Annotated in this window: 26 protein-coding genes, 1 tRNA gene and 1 pseudogene; 21 read left to right on the forward strand and 7 right to left on the reverse strand. The window is 63.1% G+C overall.

Features of this window, described 5'->3' with window-relative positions:
- Positions 1 to 6 precede the first annotated feature (6 nt).
- From GV368_RS05810 to flgA, 4 genes are all read right to left on the reverse strand, one after another.
- On the reverse strand, positions 7 to 786 hold the full coding sequence (locus GV368_RS05810; protein ID WP_169115847.1) for a ParA family protein: 780 nt from the start codon (positions 784 to 786) through the stop codon (positions 7 to 9).
- Positions 787 to 857: 71 nt separating this feature from the next.
- Complete coding sequence (locus GV368_RS05815; RefSeq protein ID WP_142804383.1) at positions 858 to 1343, reverse strand: flagella synthesis protein FlgN; 486 nt, start codon at positions 1341 to 1343, stop codon at positions 858 to 860.
- Positions 1340 to 1651, reverse strand: a complete 312-nt coding sequence (gene flgM, locus GV368_RS05820) for a flagellar biosynthesis anti-sigma factor FlgM (RefSeq protein WP_142804384.1) — start codon at positions 1649 to 1651, stop codon at positions 1340 to 1342. Before flgM ends, GV368_RS05815 begins: the two co-directional genes overlap by 4 nt.
- Positions 1652 to 1772: 121 nt before the next feature.
- Positions 1773 to 2468 carry a flagellar basal body P-ring formation chaperone FlgA gene (gene flgA, locus GV368_RS05825; RefSeq protein WP_169115848.1) on the reverse strand — a complete coding sequence of 232 codons (696 nt, stop codon included), beginning with the start codon at positions 2466 to 2468 and terminating at the stop codon, positions 1773 to 1775.
- Positions 2469 to 2639: 171 nt separating this feature from the next.
- Here flgA and flgB point away from each other — a divergent pair, with 171 nt between their 5' ends.
- The 12 genes from flgB (at position 2640) to GV368_RS05885 (ending at position 13502) form a co-directional block, all read left to right on the forward strand.
- The gene (gene flgB, locus GV368_RS05830) at positions 2640 to 3041 is read left to right on the forward strand and encodes a flagellar basal body rod protein FlgB (RefSeq protein ID WP_169115849.1); all 402 of its coding nucleotides are present in this window, start codon (positions 2640 to 2642) and stop codon (positions 3039 to 3041) included.
- A gap of 22 nt (positions 3042 to 3063) precedes the next feature.
- Positions 3064 to 3468: a flagellar basal body rod protein FlgC gene (gene flgC / locus GV368_RS05835; protein WP_142804387.1), complete on the forward strand. Its 405-nt coding sequence runs from the start codon at positions 3064 to 3066 to the stop codon at positions 3466 to 3468.
- Between the two features lie 58 nt (positions 3469 to 3526).
- Complete coding sequence (locus GV368_RS05840) at positions 3527 to 4204, forward strand: flagellar hook assembly protein FlgD (protein ID WP_142804388.1); 678 nt, start codon at positions 3527 to 3529, stop codon at positions 4202 to 4204.
- Positions 4205 to 4218: 14 nt separating this feature from the next.
- The gene (flgE, locus tag GV368_RS05845; RefSeq protein WP_169115850.1) at positions 4219 to 5505 is read left to right on the forward strand and encodes a flagellar hook protein FlgE; all 1287 of its coding nucleotides are present in this window, start codon (positions 4219 to 4221) and stop codon (positions 5503 to 5505) included.
- A 24-nt stretch (positions 5506 to 5529) separates the two neighbouring features.
- Complete coding sequence (flgF, locus tag GV368_RS05850; protein ID WP_142804390.1) at positions 5530 to 6273, forward strand: flagellar basal-body rod protein FlgF; 744 nt, start codon at positions 5530 to 5532, stop codon at positions 6271 to 6273.
- A 146-nt stretch (positions 6274 to 6419) separates the two neighbouring features.
- Positions 6420 to 7202, forward strand: coding sequence for a flagellar basal-body rod protein FlgG (gene flgG / locus GV368_RS05855; protein ID WP_169115851.1), 783 nt, complete (start codon positions 6420 to 6422; stop codon positions 7200 to 7202).
- A gap of 12 nt (positions 7203 to 7214) precedes the next feature.
- On the forward strand, positions 7215 to 7922 hold the full coding sequence (locus GV368_RS05860) for a flagellar basal body L-ring protein FlgH (protein ID WP_169115852.1): 708 nt from the start codon (positions 7215 to 7217) through the stop codon (positions 7920 to 7922).
- Positions 7923 to 7932: 10 nt separating this feature from the next.
- On the forward strand, positions 7933 to 9081 hold the full coding sequence (locus GV368_RS05865; RefSeq protein ID WP_169115853.1) for a flagellar basal body P-ring protein FlgI: 1149 nt from the start codon (positions 7933 to 7935) through the stop codon (positions 9079 to 9081).
- A gap of 15 nt (positions 9082 to 9096) precedes the next feature.
- Entirely contained in the window at positions 9097 to 10188 is a 1092-nt protein-coding gene (gene flgJ, locus GV368_RS05870; RefSeq protein ID WP_169115854.1) for a flagellar assembly peptidoglycan hydrolase FlgJ, read from the forward strand.
- 66 nt (positions 10189 to 10254) lie between these two features.
- On the forward strand, positions 10255 to 11931 hold the full coding sequence (gene flgK / locus GV368_RS05875) for a flagellar hook-associated protein FlgK (RefSeq protein ID WP_169115855.1): 1677 nt from the start codon (positions 10255 to 10257) through the stop codon (positions 11929 to 11931).
- Positions 11932 to 11945: 14 nt separating this feature from the next.
- Positions 11946 to 12941: a flagellar hook-associated protein FlgL gene (gene flgL / locus GV368_RS05880; RefSeq protein WP_169115856.1), complete on the forward strand. Its 996-nt coding sequence runs from the start codon at positions 11946 to 11948 to the stop codon at positions 12939 to 12941.
- Positions 12942 to 12950: 9 nt separating this feature from the next.
- Positions 12951 to 13502 carry a hypothetical protein gene (locus GV368_RS05885; protein ID WP_169115857.1) on the forward strand — a complete coding sequence of 184 codons (552 nt, stop codon included), beginning with the start codon at positions 12951 to 12953 and terminating at the stop codon, positions 13500 to 13502.
- Here the strand turns inward: GV368_RS05885 and GV368_RS05890 are convergent.
- Together GV368_RS05890 and GV368_RS05895 are read right to left on the reverse strand one after the other, a co-directional pair.
- Positions 13469 to 14035 (reverse strand): NUDIX hydrolase, encoded by a 567-nt coding sequence (locus GV368_RS05890; protein WP_169115858.1) that lies wholly within the window; start codon positions 14033 to 14035, stop codon positions 13469 to 13471. The genes GV368_RS05885 and GV368_RS05890 overlap by 34 nt on opposite strands.
- Positions 14036 to 14075: 40 nt before the next feature.
- Positions 14076 to 14168: transfer RNA gene (locus GV368_RS05895), tRNA-Ser, on the reverse strand.
- A 26-nt stretch (positions 14169 to 14194) separates the two neighbouring features.
- Here GV368_RS05895 and GV368_RS05900 point away from each other — a divergent pair.
- The 3 genes from GV368_RS05900 (at position 14195) to GV368_RS05910 (ending at position 15169) form a co-directional block, all read left to right on the forward strand.
- Entirely contained in the window at positions 14195 to 14464 is a 270-nt protein-coding gene (locus GV368_RS05900) for a sulfurtransferase TusA family protein (protein WP_221929226.1), read from the forward strand.
- Between the two features lie 92 nt (positions 14465 to 14556).
- On the forward strand, positions 14557 to 14835 hold the full coding sequence (locus tag GV368_RS05905; RefSeq protein ID WP_055422744.1) for a type II toxin-antitoxin system RelE/ParE family toxin: 279 nt from the start codon (positions 14557 to 14559) through the stop codon (positions 14833 to 14835).
- A 13-nt stretch (positions 14836 to 14848) separates the two neighbouring features.
- Positions 14849 to 15169 carry a HigA family addiction module antitoxin gene (locus GV368_RS05910; RefSeq protein WP_055422969.1) on the forward strand — a complete coding sequence of 107 codons (321 nt, stop codon included), beginning with the start codon at positions 14849 to 14851 and terminating at the stop codon, positions 15167 to 15169.
- An 18-nt stretch (positions 15170 to 15187) separates the two neighbouring features.
- Here GV368_RS05910 and GV368_RS05915 read toward each other — a convergent pair whose 3' ends face one another.
- Positions 15188 to 18046, reverse strand: coding sequence for a valine--tRNA ligase (locus GV368_RS05915; RefSeq protein WP_169115859.1), 2859 nt, complete (start codon positions 18044 to 18046; stop codon positions 15188 to 15190).
- Positions 18047 to 18213: 167 nt separating this feature from the next.
- Here GV368_RS05915 and GV368_RS05920 point away from each other — a divergent pair, with 167 nt between their 5' ends.
- The 6 genes and pseudogenes from GV368_RS05920 to GV368_RS05945 all read left to right on the forward strand — a co-directional run.
- Positions 18214 to 19659, forward strand: a complete 1446-nt coding sequence (locus tag GV368_RS05920) for a mannose-1-phosphate guanylyltransferase/mannose-6-phosphate isomerase (protein ID WP_169115860.1) — start codon at positions 18214 to 18216, stop codon at positions 19657 to 19659.
- Between the two features lie 350 nt (positions 19660 to 20009).
- A pseudogene (locus GV368_RS05925) lies at positions 20010 to 20165 on the forward strand (mannose-1-phosphate guanylyltransferase/mannose-6-phosphate isomerase); the annotation flags it as partial.
- Between the two features lie 39 nt (positions 20166 to 20204).
- Positions 20205 to 20999 carry an ABC transporter permease gene (locus tag GV368_RS05930; RefSeq protein WP_169115861.1) on the forward strand — a complete coding sequence of 265 codons (795 nt, stop codon included), beginning with the start codon at positions 20205 to 20207 and terminating at the stop codon, positions 20997 to 20999.
- Entirely contained in the window at positions 20996 to 22222 is a 1227-nt protein-coding gene (locus tag GV368_RS05935) for an ABC transporter ATP-binding protein (RefSeq protein WP_169115862.1), read from the forward strand. Before GV368_RS05930 ends, GV368_RS05935 begins: the two co-directional genes overlap by 4 nt.
- A complete protein-coding gene (locus GV368_RS05940) occupies positions 22219 to 23625 on the forward strand; it encodes an FkbM family methyltransferase (protein WP_169115863.1) in 1407 nt (468 codons plus the stop codon). Before GV368_RS05935 ends, GV368_RS05940 begins: the two co-directional genes overlap by 4 nt.
- Positions 23625 to 24266 (forward strand): glycosyltransferase (locus tag GV368_RS05945; protein ID WP_169115864.1); only part of this gene is annotated, 642 nt, incomplete at its 3' end. The genes GV368_RS05940 and GV368_RS05945, both read left to right, overlap by 1 nt.

Genomic DNA, 24266 nt, shown 5'->3' on the forward strand with positions numbered 1-24266 from the left:
GTTTCCCTAGCCGGCGGTGCGCGCTTCGATCGCCTCGAAGAGGGCGGCGAATTCCTGCGCCAGCCGATGGCCGGGTTCGAGCGCGACGAGCGGCAAGCTCTTCTGGTGCGACTCTTTGACCTTGACCGAACTCGAGAGATAGGGCGAGAGCACGGGCAAACCTTGGGCCGCGAGTTCGTCCACTGCCTGTCGCGGCAAGGTGGCGCGGCTCTGGAATTGGTTGACCACGATGCCTGCCAGTTGCAGTTCGGGGTTGTGGTCGGCGCGGACCTCTTCGAGCGTTTCGAGGAGTTGCAGGAGGGCGCGCCGGGCGAATTCGTCGCAGTCGTAGGGGATGAGGCACCAGCGGGCGGCGATGAGCGCAGAGCGGGTGTAGAAGTTGAGCGCCGGCGGGGTATCGATGTAGATGCGGTCGAACCGGGCGGAGAGCTCGCGCAGGGCTTCGCGCAGCTTGAAGATTTTGTAGCGGGATTCGAGCTTGCCCTGGAGTTCTTCGAGCGCCCCGTGACCGGCGAGCAGGGCGAGGTTCTCGTGCGCCGTGGGCAGGACGAATTCCTCGGTGCGCCGCGGGTCGAGCTTGAAGTTGAGCGTCTGATCGAAAAATTCGGCAAGCGTCGGTTCGGCGGTTTCCGCGGCCTCGCCCAGGAGGTAGCGCGTGGTGTTCGCCTGCGGGTCGAGGTCGACCACGAGGGTGCGCAGCCCGCGCCGGGCGGCGATGGCGGCGAGATTGACGGTGATGGTGGATTTGCCCACCCCGCCTTTCTGGTTGAAGACGACGGTGATCATGACGCGAGGCTCCGGCGATCGGCCAACGGGTTGCATTGTGGCAGAAAATGCCCGTTTCGACGACGGGGCGTTCAGGCCGACCCCAACGGACGGCGGGTGGCGGTACGAAAGCGCGTGGTGCCGAGCGCGTCGTAGGTGGTGAGGCGCTCCTGGGCGCCGAGGAGCACGTCGAGCGCCTGCTGATTGACCGCCAGCCGCTCGCGGATGAAGGTGCCGTTTTCGAGGTTGGCGCGCCGGCAGCGTTCGGCCAGCGTTCGGATGCGTTCCCACACGGGGGCGAGCGAGGGCTCCTGCATCCATTGCTGGAGCACGGCGGCGGCCTCCTGCTCGGTTTTGCCGGCGCTTTTTGCCGCCAGCAGCAGTTTCTGCCGGCTGCAGTTCTGCAAGGATTCGGTAATCTCGTTCTTACGCTCCACGCTCGAGGCGATCGCCTCGACTTCACCTGCGAGCAGGGCTCGGCGCTCCTCTTCGAGTACGGCGAGGAAACGCTCGAGCGCACGCTCTTCTTGCGCGAGCAGTTGGGAGAGCAGGGCGAGGGCGGTGGGAGAGAGGCTCATCGGTTCTCTAGGATGAGGAAATCGCGTACGCCGGCAAGCAGGCCGTCGGCGATGCGCTCGGGGTCTATGTGAAAGCGCCCGTCGCGGATTGCCTGGGATATTTCCTGGACGCGGGTGGCGTCGATTTCGGCAGTGGTTTCCATCGCACGTTCTCCCTGCGCCAGCAAATCCGCCAGGCGTGAGACGGCCACCGAGTCGTTCGTGCTGCCAGCACGCGGCGTGGCAGAGGGCGCATGGCCGCCGGCAGGGCTCGGCCTCAGGGCTTCCGCCCCTCCCGTCACGGGCGGCGTGGGGGTTCCGATCTTCATCGCCTTTCCTCTTTGAATCCGGTGCGTCGATGGGGGAGGTAACGGCAAGTCATGAGAAAACTTTAGCATTTTCCGCAGGGAATCGCACGATGCCGCCGTACGGTGGATGATCCTCTTCGCCCTAGGGGCCGAGCGCTACCGAGCCATCTGGTTGGGCTTGACCCGAGACGACGCGGCCGCCCTCGAGCCGAACTCGCACCGTCTCGCCCGGGGCGGCGCGATTGAGCGCCTTGCCGCGATTCTCCACCACGAAGCCCGGGCCAGTGGCGCGGACGACGACGTCCATTCCCGGCGAGACGACGTCGGGCAACACGATCTGGCTCTGGCGCAGGGGTTGGCCGGCCGCGAGGCTGCCGCGCAGGCGTGCGCCCACCACGCGGGAGGCATCGAGCACCACGTCTTCCGGCAGCGCCGTGAGTTCTCCTTCTTCACGGCGCAGATCGTCGGGCGAGAGGACCTGCCCCGCGCGCAAGGGGCGGGCGCTCTGGTAATAGGCCCCGAAAACCGCGACCCTGGCCGTGAGATAGGCCGTCCAGGGCGTGGGTTCGGTGCAGCGCACGCCCACCGCCACCCGTCCCCACAGCCGCACGTTCTCCGGCACGAAGGCCTGCAGCTGGCGGCAGGGAGGGAGCTGATTGTAGGGGTCGAACGGATCGACCTCGATCTGCACCCGCCCCGGCAGCCCCGCCGTCGCCTGCTGCAGGAAAGCCCGTACGGTCTGCTCCACTGCCTGCGGCTCCTGGCGCGCTTCGGCCGCAAGGCTACACAGCCCGAGGGCGAAGGGAAAGAAAAAGGCGAAAAGGCGGACGGCGTTCATGGGCCGAAGTTCTAACACGGATCGGCAAGCCCGGCAATCCTTGCCGGCAGGCAAGCGCGAATTTGCCGGGAAGAATCCCGTATGTTCCGCCCTTTGCCTTGACGGGCAGGGACTTATCCTGTCAGGCATGGAAAGTGCTCATTACCCGTCGTCCCAAACCGGAGGATGACCATGTTGGAAAAACTCGAACAAGCCCTCGCTTTTCAGCGCCATGCGCTCGAAGTGCAAGCCCGCAGGCAGCAGCTCATCGCCTCGAACATCGCCAACGCCGACACGCCCGGCTACAAGGCGCGCGACCTCGATTTCCGCGCCGCCCTCACCCAGGCCCAGTCGAGCCGCAGCGCCCCGGGCCTCAAGAAAACCGACCCCAAGCACCTCTCGGCCGGGGGCGAGGATCCGCTTACCCAATACGAGGGCTACCGCACCGAAGTGCAGTCGTCCGTCGACGGCAACACCGTCGACATGGACCAGGAACGCACGGCCTTCGCCGAGACGGCGTTTCACTACGAGGCGAGCCTCAACTTCATCAACCGGCTGCTCAAAGGGATGCGCACCGCCATCACCGGGCAGTGAGTGACAGGGCAGGGAGATCGTCATGGCAATGCTCGACGTGTTCAAGGTGGCGGGCTCGGCGCTCACGGCGCAGTCGGTTCGCCTCAACACCACCGCCTCCAACCTCGCCAACGCCGAGAGCGTCGTCGGCCCCGACGGCCAGCCCTACCGCGCCAAGCAGGTGGTCTTCCGCACCATCCCCATCCGTGACGGCGAGGCCCAGGGCGTGCAGGTGAGCCAGATCGTGCAAAGCGCCGCCCCGATGCGTCTCGTCTATGAACCCAACAACCCGGCGGCCGACGAGAACGGCTATGTGCAGATGCCCAACGTGAACGTGGTCGAGGAGATGGTCAACATGATCTCCGCCTCGCGCTCGTACCAGAACAACGTCGAGGTCATCAATACGGCACGAAGTTTGCTACAGAAAACCCTGACGATCGGGCAGTGAGTGGGGTGCGGGTTACGGCACCGTCGCCGATCGATGACGAACCCACCGGAGACGGACGATGAGCACGATCAATTCTTCTACCGCCACCACGGCGAATTCGATCCTGGCGCAATACGGCCAGCGCGAGACGAGCAAGAGCGTAACGGCCGGTGCCGTCGAGGACATGCAGAACCGCTTCCTCACGCTCCTGACCACTCAGCTCAAGAACCAGGATCCCCTGAACCCCATGGACAACGCCGAGGTGACCTCACAGCTGGCGCAGATGAGCACGGTGCAGGGCATCGAGAAACTCAACCAGCTCGTTTCGGAGCTCGCAGGCACGGCGCAGATGACCGACATGGCGTCGCTCGTGGGGCGCGGGGTGCTGGTGGCCGGCAACCAGATCATGCTCACGAATTCGGGCGGCATCGCCGGGGTCGATCTGCCCCTCGCGGCGAGCAGTGTCAAGGTGACGATCACGGATCAGGCCGGAGTGCTCGTGCGCACGCTCGATTTGGGATCGCTCGACGCCGGTAGCCACAATTTCGTCTGGGATGGCAAGGCCGACGACGGACAAACCGCCCAGCCCGGCATTTACAAGATCAAGGTCGAGGCCAAGAACGGCAGCGACACGGTCAATGCCAGGCCGCTGCAGCTCGGGCAGGTCACCGGCGTGGTCAAGGGCCCCAAGAGTATCGACCTCCAGGTGGGTGATCTGGGTATCTTCACCCTCGACGAGGTCAAGCAGATCATCTGACAAAGGAGAAGATCATGGCATTCCAACAAGGCTTGAGCGGCCTATCCAGCTCCTCGCAGGCGCTCGACGTCATCAGCCACAACGTGGCCAACGCCAACACCAGCGGCTTCAAGGCGAGCCAGACGGTGTTCGCCGACGTCTATTCCTCCACGCTCGGCGCCGATCCGTACAAACAGGTGGGCAGCGGCTCGCGCGTGGCCGCCGTACGGCAGAATTTCAGCCAGGGCAGCATCACCGAGACGGGCAATTCGCTCGACATGGCGATCAACGGCGATGGCTTCTTCATGGTGAAGCGCCCCGTGCAGGGCGACAACCAGACGTTCTACACCCGTGCCGGGGAGTTCCAGCTCGACAAGGATGGCTACGTGATCACGGCCACGGGCTACCAGCTGCTCGGCTATCCCGGTACTGCTGGGGCCGGGGATGCAGTGCCGATCCAAGTGCCCTACGATACCGGCACGCCGCGGGAAACTTCTACCGTCAGCTTGACGTTCAATTTGGATGCCAACCAGCCGGTAATCGATCAAACTGCCAATCCATTCAACCCCAGTGATCCCAAAACCTATAACTTCTCCACGACGGTCGTGACCTACGACTCGCTTGGAATCGCCCACAACTTGAATTTGTATTTCGTGCGAACGGCTTCGGGAAACCCATCGACTTGGGATGTTTACGGTACCCTTTCTGGTGATACGGTAACGGATCCTTCGCTCACTCCGCCGGGGACGCCAGCACTGCTGGGGAATTTGCCATTCGATGCATCGGGGGCATTGACCGGCGGGTCACCTTTGTCTTTGTCTTTTGGCGGCATTACATTGGCCAACGGTGCAACGATTGGTGGACCTGTGGGAGCAACAAGCGATGGCACGATTGATATCAATTTAACAGCGACCCAATTCGCCCTCGCATCTTCCGTGAATACCATCAGCCAGGATGGCGTTCCCGCTGGGGAGCTGGCGGGTGTATCGGTGATGCCTACCGGTCAGATCCAGGCGCGGTATACCAACGGTAACGTGATCACGGTGGGGACGGTGGCGATCGCTGCCTTCCGCAATCCGAATGGCTTGGTGTCGATGGGCGACAACCTGTGGATTGCCTCGCTCGAATCGGGGCCGGGTGTGGCGGGAACGCCCGGCGCGGGCACGCGTGGCTTCATCAGCGGCGGTGCGGTCGAAGCCTCCAACGTCGATCTCACCGCCGAGCTGGTCAACATGATCGTGCAGCAGCGCGCTTATCAGGCGAACGCCCAGTCGATCAAGACGCAGGACCAGATCCTGCAGACCGTCATCAACCTGCGCTGACGTAGGCACTGAAGGAGGACCGCGATGGATCGCATGCTCTACATCGCCATGACCGGCGCGAAATACACCCTCGAGCAGCAGGGCGCGGTGGCGAACAACCTCGCCAACGTGGATACCGCTGGCTTCAAGGAAGCGATGCACCGGCTGCGCGCGGTCGAGGTGCAGACCGAGGCGCTGCCCTCGCGCGCCTTCACGGTGGATGCCACCGTGGCGACCAACTTCGAATCCGGCCCGCTCGATTACACCGGGCGGCCGCTCGACGTGGCGATCGCAGGCCCTGGCTGGTTCGCCGTGCAGACGCCCGACGGCGGCGAAGCCTACACGCGCGCCGGCAATTTCCAATTGAGCCCCAACGGCATCCTGCAGTTGCCCGGCGGCCAGCCGGTGCTCGGCGAGAATGATCAGCCGATCGCGCTGCCGCCGGATCGGGAATTTCTCGTGGGCCAGGACGGAACGATCTCGGCCATGGACCCGGCCGACACGCAGGTCGTGGAAGTCGTGGGGCGGCTCAAGCTGGTCAATCCCCCGGTGGAGAACCTGCAGCGCGGAGACGACGGACTCTTCCGCCTGCAGGGCGGAGGAGGATCGCCTCCCGATCCCAACGTGGCGGTGAAAGCCGGCTACGTGGAGAAATCGAACGTGTCGCTCGTCGATCAGATGGTACGCATGATCGCGCTCTCGCGCCAGTTCGAAATGAACACCAAGGCGATCACCACCGCCCAGGAGAACGACGCCCGGGCCTCGGCCATCCTCTCGCCGGCGCGCTGAGGGAGCAGCCGGCGGAAATGAGGCGGCAAAACGCCGGTTTTCCAGCGACGGGCAGCGAGGCGGCGGACGTAAGATGAAATCATGCAACGTAGCAACCGCGCCGCTCCGTTTCCCTCGAACGTGGCGGCGCCCATAGGAGAACGATCATGATCCGTTCGCTCTGGATCGCCCGCACGGGACTCGACGCACAGCAGACCCAGCTCGACGTCATCTCGAACAACCTCGCCAACGTGTCGACCAACGGTTTCAAGCGCCAGCGTGCCGTGTTCGAGGATCTGCTCTATCAGACGCTGCGTCAACCGGGCGCGCAGCAGACGCAGCAGAACCAGATCGGCAGCGGCCTGCAGATGGGCACCGGCGTGCGCCCCGTGGCCACGGCGCGCATCTTCACTCAGGGAACGCTGCAACAGACGGGCAACCCGCTCGACGTCGGCATCCAGGGGCGAGGCTTCTTGCAGATCGAAATGCCCGACGGCACCCTCGCTTACACGCGGGACGGATCCTTTCAGCTCGACAACCAGGGGAACGTGGTCACCGCCTCTGGCTATCCGCTGGCCGATGCGATCAACATTCCCCCGGACGCCCTCTCCGTGACCATCGGCAAGGACGGCGTGGTGAGCGTGCTGCAGCCGGGGGCGGTCGCGCCGGTACAGGTGGGACAGATCCAGCTCGTCACCTTCGTCAATGAAGGCGGCCTGCAGGCGCTGGGCGAGAACCTCTTCGCCGAGACGCAGTCGAGCGGCCCGCCGGCGGTGAACATTCCTGGCAACAACGGCGCCGGCGTGCTCAACCAGGGCTACGTGGAAAACTCGAACGTGAACGTGGCCGAGGAACTGGTGAGCATGATCATCACCCAGCGCGCCTACGAGCTCAATTCCAAGGCCGTGCAGACCTCGGATCAGATGCTGGGGCGTCTGACCCAGCTGTAAGGGGGAATGGCCATGAGACGACGGCGAACCGCGACCTTGCGTGCCCCGTTCGAGCGCGCCAACCCATGGCTGCTGCTCGGAGTGCTCGTGCTGTCGGGCTGTGCGGCGCTCGACACCACGCCGCCTGCCATCGTGCATCAACCGATGACGGCCCGTCCGGCGCCTCAGTCCGCGCCGCCCAACAACGGCGCCATCTATCAGGCAAGCGCCGTGCGCCCGCTCTTCGAGGATCGCAAGCCGCGCTACGTGGGCGACACGCTCACCATCAACCTCGTCGAGAATACCTCGGCAAGGAAGAACACCGGGGCCAATGCCAGCCGGAACACCAATTCGGAAGCCGGTATCAGCGGAATGACGCGTCTTCCCTTGTCGGGTCTGGCCGGGCTGAGTCTGAACGCCGGGTCCGATCAAAGCCTCGAAGCCAAGGGCGGCGCCTCGGCCGACAACAGGTTTCAGGGCACGATCACCGTCACCGTGATCGACGTCTACCCCAACGGCAATCTCCTCGTCTCCGGCGAAAAGCAGCTGGCCATCAATCAGGGGCGGGAGTACATCCGTTTCTCCGGCGTGGTCGATCCGGTGACCATCAGCGGCAGGAACTCGGTCGAATCCACCGCGGTGGCCGATGCGCGCATCGAATACGTCGGCAGCGGCTACATCGACGAGGCGCAGCGCATGGGCTGGCTGCAGCGCTTCTTCCTCAACTTCCTGCCGTTCTGAGGAACTGGTCATGAATGGGACTTTACGCGTGCGCGAATTACTCCCCGGGCGAACGCTCCTCGCCGTGGCGCTCGTCTGCATCTTGGGCTTCGTCGGGCTCGGTGCGGCATGGGCTGCCGGAGAGCGCATCAAGGATCTCGCCACGATCGGGGGGGTGCGCGACAACCAGCTCGTCGGCTATGGCTTGGTGGTGGGGCTCGATGGCAGCGGCGACCAGACCACGCAAACGCCGTTCACCGTGCAGAGCGTGGTCAACATGCTGCGCAGCCTGGGCGTGAACCTGCCGCCAGGCAACATGCAGCTCAAGAACGTGGCTGCCGTCATGGTCACGGCCGAACTGCCGCCTTTTGCTCGCGCAGGCCAGCGCATCGACGTGACCGTTTCGTCGCTGGGCAACGCCAAGAGCCTCAAGGGCGGCACCTTGGTGATGACGCCGCTCAAGGGGGCCGACGGGCAGATCTACGCCATCGCTCAGGGCAACGTCGTCGTCGGTGGGGCCGGCGCACGATCCGGGGGCGCGGCGCAGCAGATCAACCATCTCTCGGCCGGGCGTATTCCGGCGGGCGCGACGGTGGAGCGGGAAGTCGGGAACAATTTCGCCCAATCCGAGATCATCCAGCTCGAGCTGGAAGAAATGGATTTTGGCACGGCCGCAAAGATCGTGCGGGCGATCGAGACCGCTTTCGGCTTCGGCACTGCCCAGGCGCTCGACGGCCGTACCATCGCCGTTCGCTCTCCGCCCGACCCCAACGCGCGTATCGCGTTTCTCGCCCGCCTGCAGAACCTCACCGTAGAGCCAGACGTACAACGCGCCAAGGTGGTGGTCAACTCCCGCACCGGTTCCGTGGTGATGAATCAGGCGGTGACGCTGCAGCACGTGGCGGTGGCGCACGGCAGCCTCAAGGTCACCATCGGACAGGATCTGGCGGTGAGCCAACCGGACACGCCGTTTGCCGGTGGAGCCGCGGTGGCGGCCCAGCAGGGGCGGGTGGAGATCGAGCAGCCCGTCGCCGTGATCCAAGACGTCAAGGGCGGCGCGAATCTGGCCGACGTGGTCAAGGCGCTGAATGCGCTCGGCGCCACCCCCATGGATCTCATCAGCATCTTGCAGGCGCTCAAGTCTTCGGGCGCCCTGCGGGCCGATCTCGAAGTGATCTGATAGGGAGAAAGGAAGATGAGCGTGCCGAGCGTTCCCGCTTTCGATCCGCGTTCCCTGCGCTCGCTGCAGAATCTGGCGCGTCAGGGCGACTCGCCCGAAGCGTTGCGCGCCGCCGCCAAACAGTTCGAGGCGGTGATGCTGCAGCAGATGCTCAAGGCCATGCGTGCCACCGTGCCCGCCAACGCCTTCACCTCGAGCGATGGCGAGCGGACCTTTCAGGACATGAGTGACCAGCAGCTCGCCCAGAATCTCGCCATGGGCCGCGGCATCGGGCTCGGCGAGATGCTCGCGCGGCAATTGCAACAGCGTCTCGGGAATCAGAACGAAGCCGCGGCGTCCGCCGCGGGCGTCGGTGAGCAGGGCGAACTCCCCCCGAGCGGAGGTTTTTCACTCGCCAACGTGCTGCGCCGCCCGGCAAATCCTGCCGGCAACCGGCAAGGAGTGGCAACGGAGGAAGCCGCTGCGCTGGAAGAAAAGGGCTTTTTTGCCGCCCTGGGCGGTGCCTCGGGCAAGGCCGGGGACGAGGCCGTGCCGCTCGTGCCCTTGACGCAAGACGACCCCACTCCCCTTTTCCCCGCCTTGGCCGAGACTGCCTCGGCGGTGCGTCGCGCCGAGACGAACGAGACGTCGGTGCCGGAGAAGATCCGTCGCTTCGTGCAGGAGACCTTGCCACAGGCCCGGCGAGCCGCGGCCCAACTGGGCATACCGCCGGAATTCCTCGTCGCCCAGGCGGCCCTCGAGACGGGGTGGGGGAGCGCCGTCATCCGCACCCCGGATGGTCGCTCCAGCCACAATCTCTTCAACATCAAAGCGGGCAGCAGCTGGCGCGGGCCGACCGTGACCCTGCCGGTTACTGAATACGACAACGGCCGGGCGGTGACCGAAAACGCGAAATTCCGCGTCTATTCGTCCTACGCCGCCGCCTTCGACGATTACGTGCGCCTCATTCAGGACAACGAGCGCTATGCCTACGTTCCCGGCAGCCGCACCCCAAGAGACTTCGCCGCGGCGCTGGTGCGCGGAGGCTACGCCACCGATCCCCGCTATGCCGACAAGATCGTCTCCATCCTGCAGGACCAACGCTTCCGCGCGGCCTTGCCCGGTTGATCTCGAAAGCATGGCACATAAATTGCTAGTTTACTGGCGACATCTTCCTCGCGCCGGGAGCAAACCATGGCCGATTTTCTCAACATCGGATTGACCGGGCTGATGGCCGCGCAGGCCAAGCTCACCGTCGCCAGCCACAACATCGCCAATGCCGACACGCCCGGCTACAGCCGCCAGAGTACGGTGCAGACCACCCAGCCGTCGCAGTACATGGGCTACGGCTACGTAGGGCAGGGCGCGCGCGTCGTGGACGTGCAGCGCAGCTACGACCAGTTCCTGCATCGGCAACTGCTGCAATCGCAGAGCCAGGCGAGCTACTACCAGAGCTATCGCGACCTCATCGCACCGATCGACGATCTCATCGCCGACCCGGATCTGGGGGTTTCCTCGGCCATGGCGCAGTTCTTCGACTCCGTGAACGAAGTAGCGAACAACCCCTCCAGCATCCCCGCGCGGCAGACGATGCTCTCGCAAAGCGAGGCCCTGGTCAATCGTTTCCACCTGCTCTCGGACAGGATCGAAGAGATCGACGCTGCGTTGCAACAGAACGTCTCGCTCGCCACCCAGCAGATCACCCAGTACGGGCAACAAATCGCCCGGCTCAACCAGGAAATCACGCGGGCGCTCGGCGTGGGCAACGGCGCCGCGCCCAACGATCTGCTCGATCAGCGCGACCAGGCGCTCGCCGAACTCTCCAAGCTCGTCAACGTCCATGCGGTGGTCGATGATCGCGGCATCATGAACGTGTTCATCGGCAACGGGCAGGCGCTGGTGCAGGGAATGGAGAGCGCCACGCTCGCCACCCGGCCCGATCCCGCGCAGCCCATGCGCACCCAGGTCACATACCAGATCGGCACCGGAGCGGCTCAAATCCTCCCCGAGCAACTCATCACCGGAGGCGAACTGGGCGCCATGCTCGCTTTCAGGCGCGACACGCTCGAGCCAGTGCAAGACCAGCTCGGTTTTCTTGCGCTCGCTCTCGCAGTGAAATTCAACGAAGTGCATGCGTCGGGCTATGGATTGGATGGATCGACCGGGAGCGCCTATTTTTCCGGAATCGACCTTTCCCAGCCCGTGGAGACCACCGGTTCGGCCGGCAGCACCGTTACCGTCCCGTTTGCCTCTTCGGTCGATCTTGGGGCGCTTCGCCCAGATACCTACATTCTGAGCAACACCAATGGCACGCTCACCGTGACGCGGCAGAGCGACGGCAAGGTCTTCGATGTTTCGGCAAACTCCGTGATCGACGGTCTCGACTTCTCCGGAGTGACCCTGCAAACCGGCGAGACCGCCGTCATCTCGCCGTACCGTAACGCCGCCTCCAAGATCGGCGTGGCGATCACCGATCCCCGTCAGATCGCCGCTGCGGAAGAAGACCCGACCGGTACGCTCGCTCCTGGAAGTGGTCCGGCCGACAATCGCAACGCGTTGGCGCTCGCCGCCATCCAGACCGACAAATTTCTCTACGCTAACGCCTCCGGCCAGCCCACCGCAACCTTGCAAAGCGTCTACGCACGCACCGTGTCTGCGGTCGGCGCCAAGGCGAGCGAGGTGATCAATGGCGCCACCGCTTCCCAGGCGCTGCACGAGCAAATCCGGGCGCAGCGAGACAGTCTCGCCGGGGTCAATCTGGATGAAGAGGCCGCCAATCTGATACGCTTCCAGCAAGCCTATCTGGCCGCGAGCAAGGTGATGCAGATGTCACAGAGGCTCTTCGATTCCGTGCTCGCCATCGCCAGCTGACCGGGAGAACGACCATGCGCATCTCCACTTCCCAGATCTTCGAGCGCAACATCGCGGCCCTGCAGAACAACCAGACGCAGCTCGCGCAAACCCAGTTGCAGGTTGCCACGGGGCGCAAGATGCTTCGCCCCTCGGACGACCCCGTGCGCGCTGCGCGCAGCCTCGAGCTGCAGCAATCCCAAGGCGTGAACAAGCAGTTCCTCGCCAACATCGGCTACGCCAAGGATCAGCTCGCGCTCACCGACGCGCGACTCTCCACCATGAACGACACGCTGCAATACATGCGGCAGAAATTCATCCAGGCAGGCAACGGCGGGCTCAGCGCCCAGGACAAGGCGGCGATCGCTTCCGACCTGCGCAGCCAGCTCGACAACCTCGTCGCGCTCGCCAACAGCAAGGACGGACAGGGTGAATACCTGTTCGCCGGCTACAAGAACGATACGCCGCCGATCGTTTTCGGCGACCACGATGGCGACCCAGACACGCCCGATCTCTATTATTACCAGGGCGATGCCGGCACCCGGCAGATGCAAGTCGGCCCCGAGCGGCAGATGGACATCGGCATCCCCGGTTCGGCCTTTGGCGGAGGAGGGCTGTTCGAGGCGGATCAGAGCGATCCCGCGACCTATCCTCCGGCGCAGTTCTTTAACCAGCTGAAGACCGCGATCGACGCGATCGACAACCCGGACACGACGACGCTACCGCCGGAATACGTGGATCCTGAGACGAACGTTCCGGATCCCACCAGTTATGGCCTCGACATGGTCGACGCTTTCATGGAACGCATCGCCGTATATCAATCCAAGGTCGGCTCGCAGCGCGCCGAGCTCGATTCGCTCGATTATGCCGGGCAGACGCTCGATCTGCACTACGCCACTGCCCGCTCGCGCATCGAGGATCTGGACTACAACGAAGCCCTGAGCCGGCTCGCCCAGCAGCAGCTCGTCCTGCAGGCGGCGCAGCAGTCCTTCGTACGCGTGGCCAATCTCTCGCTCTTCCAATACCTCTGAGAGAGCACGATGCGCACCCTCGGCCGCTCGATTCCGCTCACCGCGCTGCTCGCGCTCACCCTCACCGGCTGCGCCGGTTCGAGTGTGGACTGGGGCAAATACGACGCGCCGCTCGCCGGGGCCGCGGGGAGCGCCCTCATCCTGTCGGAATCGTCGCTCAACATCGACGGCGGAGTCACCGCAGCCGGGGGAGATGCAGCGGCGGGCGGAGGTGCCGGTGCAGCCTCCTCGGTCACCTCCGTCTCCCACGCCGCCTTGCTGCGTCAGCTCGGGGGTGCAGCGCTCATCGCGTATGCGCTCTACGACCCCTTCGAACCCAACTGGCGCATCCAGGTGCTCGAATCGCCCGAGGCCAAGGTGGCCCGCATCCGCATGAACATGCGCACGCTCACCACGGGTGGACAAGGCGAAGCCTATACCGTGTTTCGCCGCGCTGCCCAAGAAATCGTCACGCGCCGCGGTGCCACGGGATTCGAAATCCTGAGCTACGAAGAAGGGGTGCATTCCACGCGACCGCTCGCGCAGCGCTACGCCGTGGGGGAAGTGCGCCTCTGGCGCTGATCCGACGAGCCTTTCGACCCCAGCGAAGTTACCAGGATTCCCCCGCCGGGCGCATCCACCTCGTGGCGCAGCGCCAGGCGCACCGTTTCGAAAGCCAGTTCGTCCCAAGGGATGTCGTCTAGACGGAACAACCGGGTTTCCAGGCTTTCCTCGCCCGGCGCGATGTCGAGCCGAAGCAGACGCGCACGGTAGAAGAGGTGCACTTGCTGGATGGGCGGCACGTCGATGAGCGCGTGTAGGTCTTCCACCTCGATGAGCGCCCCGGCCTCTTCCCAAGTCTCGCGCATGGCCGCTTCCATGGTGGATTCACCGTTTTCCATGAAACCGGCCGGCAGGGTCCACCAACCCAAGCGCGGCTCGATCGCCCGGCGGCACAGCAGGACGCGATCTTCCCAGCGAGCGATGGCGCCCACCACGACTTTGGGGTTCTGATAGTGCACCTCGCCACAGTGACCGCATACGTGCCGTGGTCGATTGTCGCCTGGGGGGACGGCTACCCGCAAAGGATGGCCGCAAAGGGAACAATATTTCATCACGGCCGCCTCGATGCTGCGGGAGAAGGGGCTTGGATGTTGGCGGAGATGGAGGGATTCGAACCCTCGATACCGGTTTTGCCGGTATGCTCCCTTAGCAGGGGAGTGCCTTCGACCTCTCGGCCACATCTCCAAAGAAGAAGTGCTATTCTAACCGACGTGAGCAAATCGCGTCAAATTCCGGAGGACATCGTGGTCGTAGACGCCGATCTCGAACTCGACGCGCGCGGGTTGCGCTGCCCACTGCCCATCCTGCGCACGAAAAAAGCACTCGCCACGCTGCACTCGGGGCAACGCCTTCGGGTGCTGACCACCGATCCCGGCTCGATGAAAGACTTCTCCGCCTTCGCCCGTCAGAGCGGCAACGTGCTGGAAGTGGCGCACGAAGTCGGGGAGGGGGAATACGAATTCGTGTTGGTGCGGCGCTAGGGATGGAACGGTGGTGGGAATCGACATCCAGCACGTCAGCCAAAACCTTTCTCATCGTTGACGTTCGTAACCTTTGGCGTTACGATTGAATCATGATCCGATCGTTTCGTTGCCGCGACACCGAAGCCTTTTTTCAGGGCAAGCGCATTGCGCGGTTCGTGGCATTCGAGGCAGTGGCCATGCGCAAGCTGCAGCAGCTGCACGCGGCCACATCATTGGAATTTCTCCGTGTTCCACCGGGGAACCGACTAGAATTACTCACGGGGGATCGCGAGGGTCAGTACAGCATCCGCATCAATGTCCAGTGGCGCGTGTGCTTCGTCTGGGACGGGCGCGACGCCTGGGAAGTCGAAATAGTTGATTACCACTGAGAAAGCCATGCCGATGAGCCGTGAAGTTCCTCTGGTCCACCCTGGCACGATCCTGCTAGAAGACTGGCTCAAGCCACTGGGCATCAGCCAGTACGCTTTGGCGCGAGCGATTGGCGTGCCCCGTCGGCGCATTAACGAGATCATCCAGGGGCGGCGGGCCATCAGCGCGGATACGGCGCTGCGCCTGGCCGCTTTCTTTGGGGTCGATGCCGAAAGCTGGCTCGCCTTGCAGGCGCACTACGACGCCGTGCAGCGGCGTGAGGCGCTCGCCCAGGAACTGGCTGCGATCCCGCGCTATGAACACCTGGCGCGGGAGTATTCCGAGTCCGTCTGAGCTGCGAGCGCCTCTGTCTCACCCCCCCGCCAAATGCCGCTCGATGCGCGCGAGCTGCGGTTCGAGCTGCGCGAGCGTGGCGCTGAAGCGCTCGATGCGCTCGCGCTCCTGGGCCACCACTTCGGCCGGCGCGCGTTCCACGAAGCTGGGGTTTTCCAGTTTCTTCTTCGCCTTGGCGATCTCGGCGCGCAGGCGCTCGATCTCCTTGGCAAGCCGCTCGCGCTCCTTGGCGGCGTCGATGGGCACGTCGAGCATGAGCTGCAGCGTCTCCACTGCCGCTACCGGCGCGAGCGCATCTTCGGGTAGGCGCGCCAGCGTGCGCACTTCCGTGAGCCGTGCGAGCGCCTGCAGGTAGGGAACGAACCCGGCGATCGTCGCCGCGAGCGCCTCGTCGGCCGCCTCGCCCAGCGCCACCGCGAGCGGCACGCGCTCGCCCGGGTTGAGCTTCATCTCGGCGCGCAAGCCCCGCACCGCCCGCGTGATTGCCTGGAAGAGCGCCATCTCGCGCTCGGCCGCTTCGTCGAGCCGCCCGGGCTCGGCGACGGGGTAGGGCGCCACCATGATCGAGTCGCTCACCTTGCGCCCGGCCACGGGGGCTACGTGCTGCCAGAGCTCCTCGGTGATGAAAGGAATCACCGGGTGCAGCAGCCGCAGCACGGCTTCGAGCACGTCGATGAGCGTGCGGCGCGTGGCGTGGCGCACCGCCTCGTCTCCTTGCGCAAGACGCACCTTGGCAAGTTCCAGGTACCAGTCGCAGTATTCGTCCCAGACGAATTCGTAGAGCGCCTTGGCGTAGAGGTCGAAGCGGTAGTCGGTGAGGTGGCGCTGCGCTTCCGCTTCCACCCGCTGCAGGCGGGAGACGATCCAGCGTTCGGCAAAGCCCAGCGCCTCGGGCGCGGCGGGCGTCTCCGGCAGATTCTCGCCCACGTTCATCAGCACGAAACGCGTCGCATTCCACAGCTTGTTGCAGAAATTGCGGTAGCCCTCGCAGCGGCCGAGATCGAACTTGATGTCGCGCCCGGGGCTTGCGAGCGAGGCGAAGGTGAAGCGCAAGGCATCCGCTCCGAACGCCGGGATGCCGTCGGGGAATTCCCTGCGCGTGCGCTCGGCGATCGCCGCGGCCTGTTTCGGATTCATCAGGCCGGTCGTGCGCTTCTGGATGAGCGATTCCAGATCGATGCCGTCGATGAGGTCGATCGGGTCGAGCACGTTGCCCTTGGACTTCGACATCTTCTGCCCCTCGGCATCGCGGATGAGGCCGTGGACATAGACGTGCTTGAACGGAATCTTGCCGGTGACGTGGGTGGTCATCATCACCATGCGCGCCACCCAGAAGAAAATGATGTCAAACCCCGTGACCAGCACCGAAGAAGGCAGATAGAGATCGAGCGCCGGGTTGGACTTGGCCGGATACTCTGGCGTCCAGTCGAGGGTGGAGAAAGGCCACAGCGCCGAGGAAAACCACGTGTCGAGCACGTCCGCGTCGCGCGTGAGCGGCCCCGTGTAGCCCTCGGCCGCGGCGAGCGCGCGGGCCTGCGCCTCGTCGTGCGCCACCCAAAAGCGGCGATTCTCGGCCGAGTCTTCGTCGGCATACCAGGCCGGGATCTGATGCCCCCACCACAGCTGGCGCGAAATGCACCAATCCTGGATATTGGCCAGCCACTGGCGATACGTGTTCACCCAGTTCTCGGGAAAGAAACGGATGCTGCCGTCCTCGACCACCTCCAGCGCCTTCTGCGCGAGCGACTTACCGTCCGCTCCGGGCTTGGTGGTGGCCACGAACCACTGGTCGGTGAGCAGGGGTTCGAGCACCACCCCCGTGCGCTCGCCGCGCGGCACCATCATCTTGTGCGGCTTCACCTCGACCAAAAGCCCCTGCGCCTGCAGCTCGGTCACGGCCTTTTCCCGGGCCACGAACCGGTCGAGCCCGCGGTAGGGCTCGGGCACCTGGTCGTTCAGATGGGCATCAAGCCGGAAGATGTTGATCAGCGGCAGCCCGTGGCGCTGGGCTACGGCGTAGTCGTTGGCGTCGTGCGCCGGCGTCACCTTCACGCAGCCGGTGCCGAAGCTCGGATCCACGGCCGCATCGGCGATGAGGGGAATGCGCCGGCCCACCAGCGGCAGGATCACCTCCTTGCCGATGAGCCCCTGATAGCGGGGATCTTCCGGATGCACCATCACCGCCACGTCGCCAAAGAGCGTCTCCGGGCGCGTAGTGGCCACCACCACACCTCGTTGCCCGTCGATGGGCCCGTCGGCAAAGGGATAGAGGAGGGACCAGAGAAATCCCTCTTCCTCTTCCGCCGAAACTTCCAGATCGGAGACCGCCGTGTGCAGCTTCGGATCCCAGTTGACCAGACGCTTGCCGCGGTAGATGAGCCCCTCGCGGTAGAGACGGACGAAGACTTCGCGCACCACGCGCGACATCCCCTCGTCCATGGTGAAGCGCTCGCGCGTCCAGTCGGCTGAAGTGCCCAGACGCCGCATCTGGCGCGTAATGGTGCCGCCGGAGTATTCCTTCCACTGCCACACGCGCTCGAGGAATTTCTCCCGTCCCAGGTCGTAGCGCGTGAGCCCCTCGCGCTCGAGCTGACGCTCGACCACGATCTGGGTGGCGATGCCGGCATGGTCAGTGCCCGGCTGCAGCAGCACGTTGTCCCCGCTCATGCGCCGCCAGCGCACCAGCATATCCATGATCGTCTGGTTGAAGCCGTGCCCCATGTGCAGGGTCCCGGTGACGTTGGGCGGCGGCATCAGGATGCAGTAGGGATTCTTTCTGGCCGGGTCGAAACCAGCGCGGAAGTAGCCGTGTTCCTCCCAGTAGGGATACCAGCGCGATTCGATCGCCTTGGGTTCGAAGCTCTTGTCCAGGGTCATGGCACCAATGGAATCGGGGGACGAAAGCTGGGGATTATAACCAACTGGACCGATGAGGATGAGGTATACTTCGTGTCAGATCCTCTGCATCGCGGATCGTTTACGTTCGATATAATGTAGCGTTCCGATTGACCAAAATGTCTTTATTCTCGCATTATGAGATCATCATGTTGATTCCTATCATTCTTTCTGGCGGCGCCGGCACGCGCCTTTGGCCTGTCTCGCGCGAGGGGCACCCCAAGCCCTTCATCGAGCTTGCCGATGGCGAGACCCTGCTGCACAAGACCTATCGCCGTGCGGCCTCCATCCTCGATGCCGTAGAAGAGGCGCCAAGGGAAATCCTCACCGTCACCAACCGCGACCATTATTTTCTCAGCAAGGATGAATTCGCGCGCGCGGGGCTCGAGGGCCGCTATCGCGGCACGTATCTCTTGGAGCCCGTTGGGCGCAACACGGCCGCGGCGGTGGCGCTGGCCGCGCACGCCGTGGCCGAGCGTTACGGCCCTGAAGCCTTGCTGCTCATTCTGCCGGCCGATCATCTCATCCAAGACGAAGCGGCGTTTCGCCGCGCTGTCGCGCACGCGGCCGAGCTTGCCCGGCAGCGGCGGCTCGTCACCTTTGGCATCGTTCCCGATCGGCCGGAAACCGGCTATGGCTACATCGAAGCCAGCGAGGCGCTGGGCCCGGGGCGGACGGTAGTGCGCTTCGTCGAGAAGCCCTCCCTCGAGCGCGCCGAAGCATATCTTGCCGCGGGAAATTTTTACTGGAACGCCGGCATGTTCTGCTTCCAGGCCGGCTTTCTGCTCGAGCAGATGGCGCGCCATGCGCCGGAGGTGGCCGAGGCGGCGGCGCTTTGCTGGGAAAACACCCGCGGGCGCATGACCCCGCAAACCTCCATGATCGAGCTCGATGCCGAACGCTTTGCCGGCATCCCTGAAATCTCCATCGACTATGCCCTGATGGAACGCTCCGATGCCGTGGCGGTCGTCCCGGCTGAGTTCGGCTGGAGCGACATCGGCTCGTGGTGCGCCTTGAGCGCGCTCGTTCCCGCCGATGCCGCAGGCAACCGGGCGAAAGGGCAGGCGATCTTTCTCGACAGCCGCGACACCTACGTCCACAGCGAGGATCGGCTGGTGGCTGCGCTCGGCGTGGAGGGGCTGGTGATCGTCGACACGCCCGATGCGCTGCTCGTGACGCACCGTGACAAGGCGCAGGACGTCAAAAAGGTCGTCGCCCAGCTCAAGGAGCGCGATCACGAGACCTACAAGCTGCATCGCACGGTGGTGCGTCCCTGGGGCAGCTATACGGTGCTGGAAGAAGGGCCGGGCTTCAAGATCAAGCGCATCGAGGTGAAGCCAGGGGCGTCGCTGTCGCTGCAGATGCACCATCACCGCAGCGAGCACTGGATCGTGGTGCGCGGCATGGCGAAGATCGTCAATGGGGAGCGGACGTGCTACGTGCGCCCCAACGAATCCACCTACATTCCCGCTGGATGCAAGCACCGCTTGGAAAACCCCGGTGTGCTCGATCTGGTGATGATCGAGGTGCAGTGCGGGGAGTACCTCGGGGAGGACGACATCGTGCGCTTCGACGACGTCTATGGGCGGGGGTAAGGGGGTCACGGGCAACAAGCGCGGGCCGAGGGTCGACGAGCCCAGGGGCTAGGTGGACGGGCGCAGCGCCTCGGTGCATGTGAGGACCGCCCGCATGTTCAGTCAGCTTGATGTCGATGTCTTGATGCCGACAGTCTTCTACGCCTCGAAGACGCCTTCAAGGCGCGTCGCATCGAGCACCCGTTCGAGCCAGGGGTTGTGCTGCACCACTCGGATCAGGTCAGCCAATACGCCAGCCGGGCGTTCCAGGGCAAGCTCGCCGAGTTATGGCATAATGCTCCATGAGCGGAAAGGGAACGGCCGGGACAACTGCCCAGTGAGAGCTGGTTCGACAGCCAGAAGAACGGGCCTCCGGTATGGCCAAGATAGTCAATGGTGAACAGGAAATGTTCGTCAATACCAATGAATCAACCTGCATTCCCGAAGGTCATAAACGTCGTCTGGAAAACCCGGGCGTACTGGAGCTGGCCATGATCGAAGTGCCGAGCGGCTACGGCCGCGTATAGGTACCTCCTCTACCCAACAACTAAGAGTGCAGTGAGATCATGCCAGGCATACTACAAAGCGTATGGTGCTACCGCTATTTTATTTTGAGTTCCATCCGCAACGAGTTCGTCAGCCGCTTTGCGCGCAGCAAACTTGGTGGGTTATGGATGCTCATCAACCCGCTGGCCCAGGTCGCCATCTACGCCCTGATCCTTTCCAATGTCCTCGCAGCCAAACTGCCCGGCATCGATAGCCGGTACGCCTACGCCATCTACCTCATGGCCGGACAGCTCGCCTGGACTCTGTTCAGCGAGATCATCGGCCGCTGCCTCACCCTCTTCATCGAACAGGGCAACCTGATGAAGAAACTGAGCTTTCCCCGCATCACCCTACCCGCCATTGTGGTCGGTTCCAGCCTGCTCAACAATCTGCTGCTGCTTCTGGCCATGCTCGGCATCTTCTTGCTGCTAGGGTCCCACATAGGCCTTGCCATACTCTGGCTGCTCCCCCTGACACTGATCGTAACCGCCTTTGCCGTGGGTGTTGGGCTCACCTTGGGGGTGATGAATGTCTTTCTGCGCGACATCGGTCAGGTGGTGCCTATCGTGTTACAAGTGTGGTTCTGGTTAACCCCCATCGTCTATCCTGTAAGCATAATACCGGAACAGTATCGCCACTGGTTTGCGCTCAACCCTGTCTACCCGCTGGTCGACGCCTACCACCAGGTGCTGGTCTATGATGCCACGCCGGACTTGCAAAGGCTGATCCCCGTCGCGGCTGTGGCCCTCGTCCTGTTGCTGGTGGCCTTTTTTCTCTTCCGTCGGGCAGCCGAAGAGATGGTGGACGCTCTATGACCGTACTCAGCGTGCAACAGGTCGGTAAGGCCTTCCGCGCCTATCGCAGCGAGTGGCACCGCTTCGCCCGCTGGTTCGGTCTCCCAGTAAAGCCCGCCGAGGAGGTTTGGGTACTTCGCCATATTAGTTTTGACATCCGGCCCGGCGAGGCCATCGGCATCATCGGCCAGAACGGTGCCGGCAAGAGCACCCTGCTCAAGATCATCACTGGCACCCTCCAGCCTACCGAAGGGCGCATCCAGGTCAACGGCCGCATCGCCGCCATTCTCGAACTGGGCATGGGCTTCAATCCGGAGCTGACTGGCCGCCAGAATGTGCGCCATGCCGCCGGTTTGATGGGGTTTTCCCGCGAACAGATCGAGGTTGCCATGCCACAGATCGAAGCCTTCGCCGAAATCGGCGACTACTTCGACGAGCCGATGCGCATCTACTCCAGCGGCATGCAGATGCGTGTAGCCTTTGCCGTGGCTACCGCCTGGCGTCCCGAGATACTCATCGTCGATGAGGCGTTATCCGTAGGCGATGTCTACTTCCAGCATAAAAGCTTCGACCGGATACGCGCGTTCCGCGAGCAGGGGACCACCTTGCTCATCGTCTCCCACGACCGCAGCGCCATACAATCCCTCTGTGACCGCGCCATCCTACTCGAACATGGCCACGTCATCAAAGATGGCGACCCCGAAGAAGTGTTTGATTTCTATAACGCCCTCATCGCCGAAAAAGAGAACAGCACCGTCGAAGTGAAAAAACTCGACAACGGCAAGGCACAGACCACATCCGGTACCGGCGAGGCCCGCGTTGAGGAAATCGCTCTATATAACAGTAAAGGCGAGGTGGCCGAATACGTGGGCGTCGGCGAGCCGGTTGAGCTGCGTGTCAAGGTCAAGGTCCATCAGCCCGTCGAAACCCTGGTGCTCGGCTACAGCATCAAGGATCGCTTGGGGCAGGTCATGTACGGCACCAACACCTGGCACACCAATCAGGTGATACACAACCCGCAGCCGGGGGATGAGTACTTGTTTGTGATCGCCTTTCCCGCCAATTTTGGTGTCGGCAGTTATTCGGTGCAGACAGCGCTTGTTGACCGGGATACGCATCTCACTGCCAACTACGAATGGCGCGACATGGCCTTGCTATTCAACGTCATCAATATCGACAAAACGCAATTTGTCGGCTGCATGTGGAATGAACCCAAAATTACATTCGAGAAAATAGCACCGTGACTTTCATCTCATACGCCCAGAACTTTGAAGACGTGATGCTTTGGCGCGCGCTGAAGCACATCGAGAAAGGTTTCTATATTGACGTTGGCGCATGGTCCCCCGACGTGGACTCTGTCACACGCGCCTTCTATGAGCGCGGCTGGCATGGCATTAATATTGAGCCCAATCCAGAGTTTCATCAACAGCTACTGAGCCGCCGACCGCATGACATCAACCTGCAGCTCGCCATCGGGGATCAGGAAGAGACCCTGAGCATGAACTTTCTCAGCAATAGCGGGCTGTCCACCCTCGACGACGCCATCGCCCAAACGCACCAGCAGGCAGGCTGGGAGGTAGAGCGCCAGCCGGTGCAGGTCACTACCATGGCGAAAATCTGGGCAGAATATGTTTCCGCCGGTCAGGATGTCCACTTTCTCAAGGTGGATGTAGAAGGGTTCGAAGCAGCGGCGCTGCGTGGCAACGACTGGAGCAAAAACAGGCCCTGGATCGTCGTCGTGGAAGCCACTCTACCGATGACGCAGGAAGAGTCGTATGGCGATTGGGAGCCTATATTATTGAAGGCTGGTTATCTCTATGCCTATTTTGATGGTCTCAACCGGTTTTATGTGGCCGAAGAGCATCCCGAGTTGTTGGATGCCTTCAAAGCGCCGCCCAATTTTTTTGATGAGTTCGTACTCTATCGCCAGCAAGAGGCCGAAGCCCGCGCCCATGAAGCCGAAGGCCGCGCGACACTGGCCGAAGCCCGCGCCAACGAGGCCGAAGGCCGTGCGACACTGGCCGAAGCCCGCGCCCATGAAGCCGAAGCCCGCGCCCATGAGGCCGAAGCCCGCGCCCATGAAGCCGAAGCCCGCGCCCATGAAGCCGAAGGCCGCGCGACACTGGCCGAAGCCCGCGCCAACGAGGCCGAAGGCCGTGCGACACTGGCCGAAGCCCGCGCCCATGACGCCGAAGCCCGCGCCCATGAAGCCGAAGCCCGCGCCCATGAGGCCGAAGCCCGCGCGACACTGGCCGAAGCCCGCGCCCATGAAGTAATATCAAAACTTGATGCGGTATATCAGAGCCGTTCATGGCGTATTACCCGGCCGCTGCGGGAATTGGCCAGACTTGCTAGGATAGTCCGTGAGGCGACTAAACAAAAAATAAAGCGCCTCGTCACATCACTCTTAGGCACTCTCATCCATTTTGTTGTTGCCCGCCCACGATTAAAACGAATCGCGCTCAAGTTGGTCCGACTATTTCCAAGACTGGAAGCGCTTCTGGTCCGATTGTGGATACCCCAAAGAGCGTATAACTACTCAGATTCAAGTCAGTTCTGTGGCCCAGAGGCGCTGACCCCACGGGCCCGCCAGATCTACGCCCAACTCAAAACCGCCATCGAGCAGAAACAAAAGGAGCACGCCTGATGCGCATCGTCATCGACATGCAGGGGGCGCAAACAGAAAGCCGCTTTCGTGGTATCGGCCGCTATACCATGGCATTCGCCCAGGCCGTCGTGCGCAATCGCGGGCAGCATGAGGTGCTTCTGGCGCTGAACGGTATGTTCCCTGAGACGATTGAACCTATCCGTGCCGCTTTTGCCGATTTGCTGCCGCAGAAAAATATCCGTGTCTGGAACGCGCCCGGCCCGGTGAAAGAAGTGGAGTCAGGTAATGAGACGCGGCGTGAAATTGCAGAACTGTTGCGCGAAGCCTTCATTGCCAGCTTGAATCCAGACGTAATCCATATTACTAGCCTGTTTGAAGGCTATGTGGACGACGCGGTAACCAGTATTGGTCGTTTTGATAAAACAACGCCAGTAAGCGTTACCTTGTATGACCTTATTCCACTTCTTAACCCCGAACAATACCTTCAACCGAATCCACGCTATCAGGCTTATTATCAGCGAAAAATTGGATCGTTGAAGAAAGCGAGCCTGATGCTGGCCATTTCCGATTATGCAAAGAAGGAAGCGCTGGCGCCTTTAGCTGTAGATGAAGATAAGGTTGTTTCTGTTTCAACGGCTATTTGTCAGGTCCCGGACGATTGCATTGATCCGCGACGTCGT

The organism is Tepidiphilus baoligensis (genome assembly GCF_012911495.1).
Taxonomy (GTDB): Bacteria; Pseudomonadota; Gammaproteobacteria; order Burkholderiales; family Rhodocyclaceae; genus Tepidiphilus; species Tepidiphilus olei.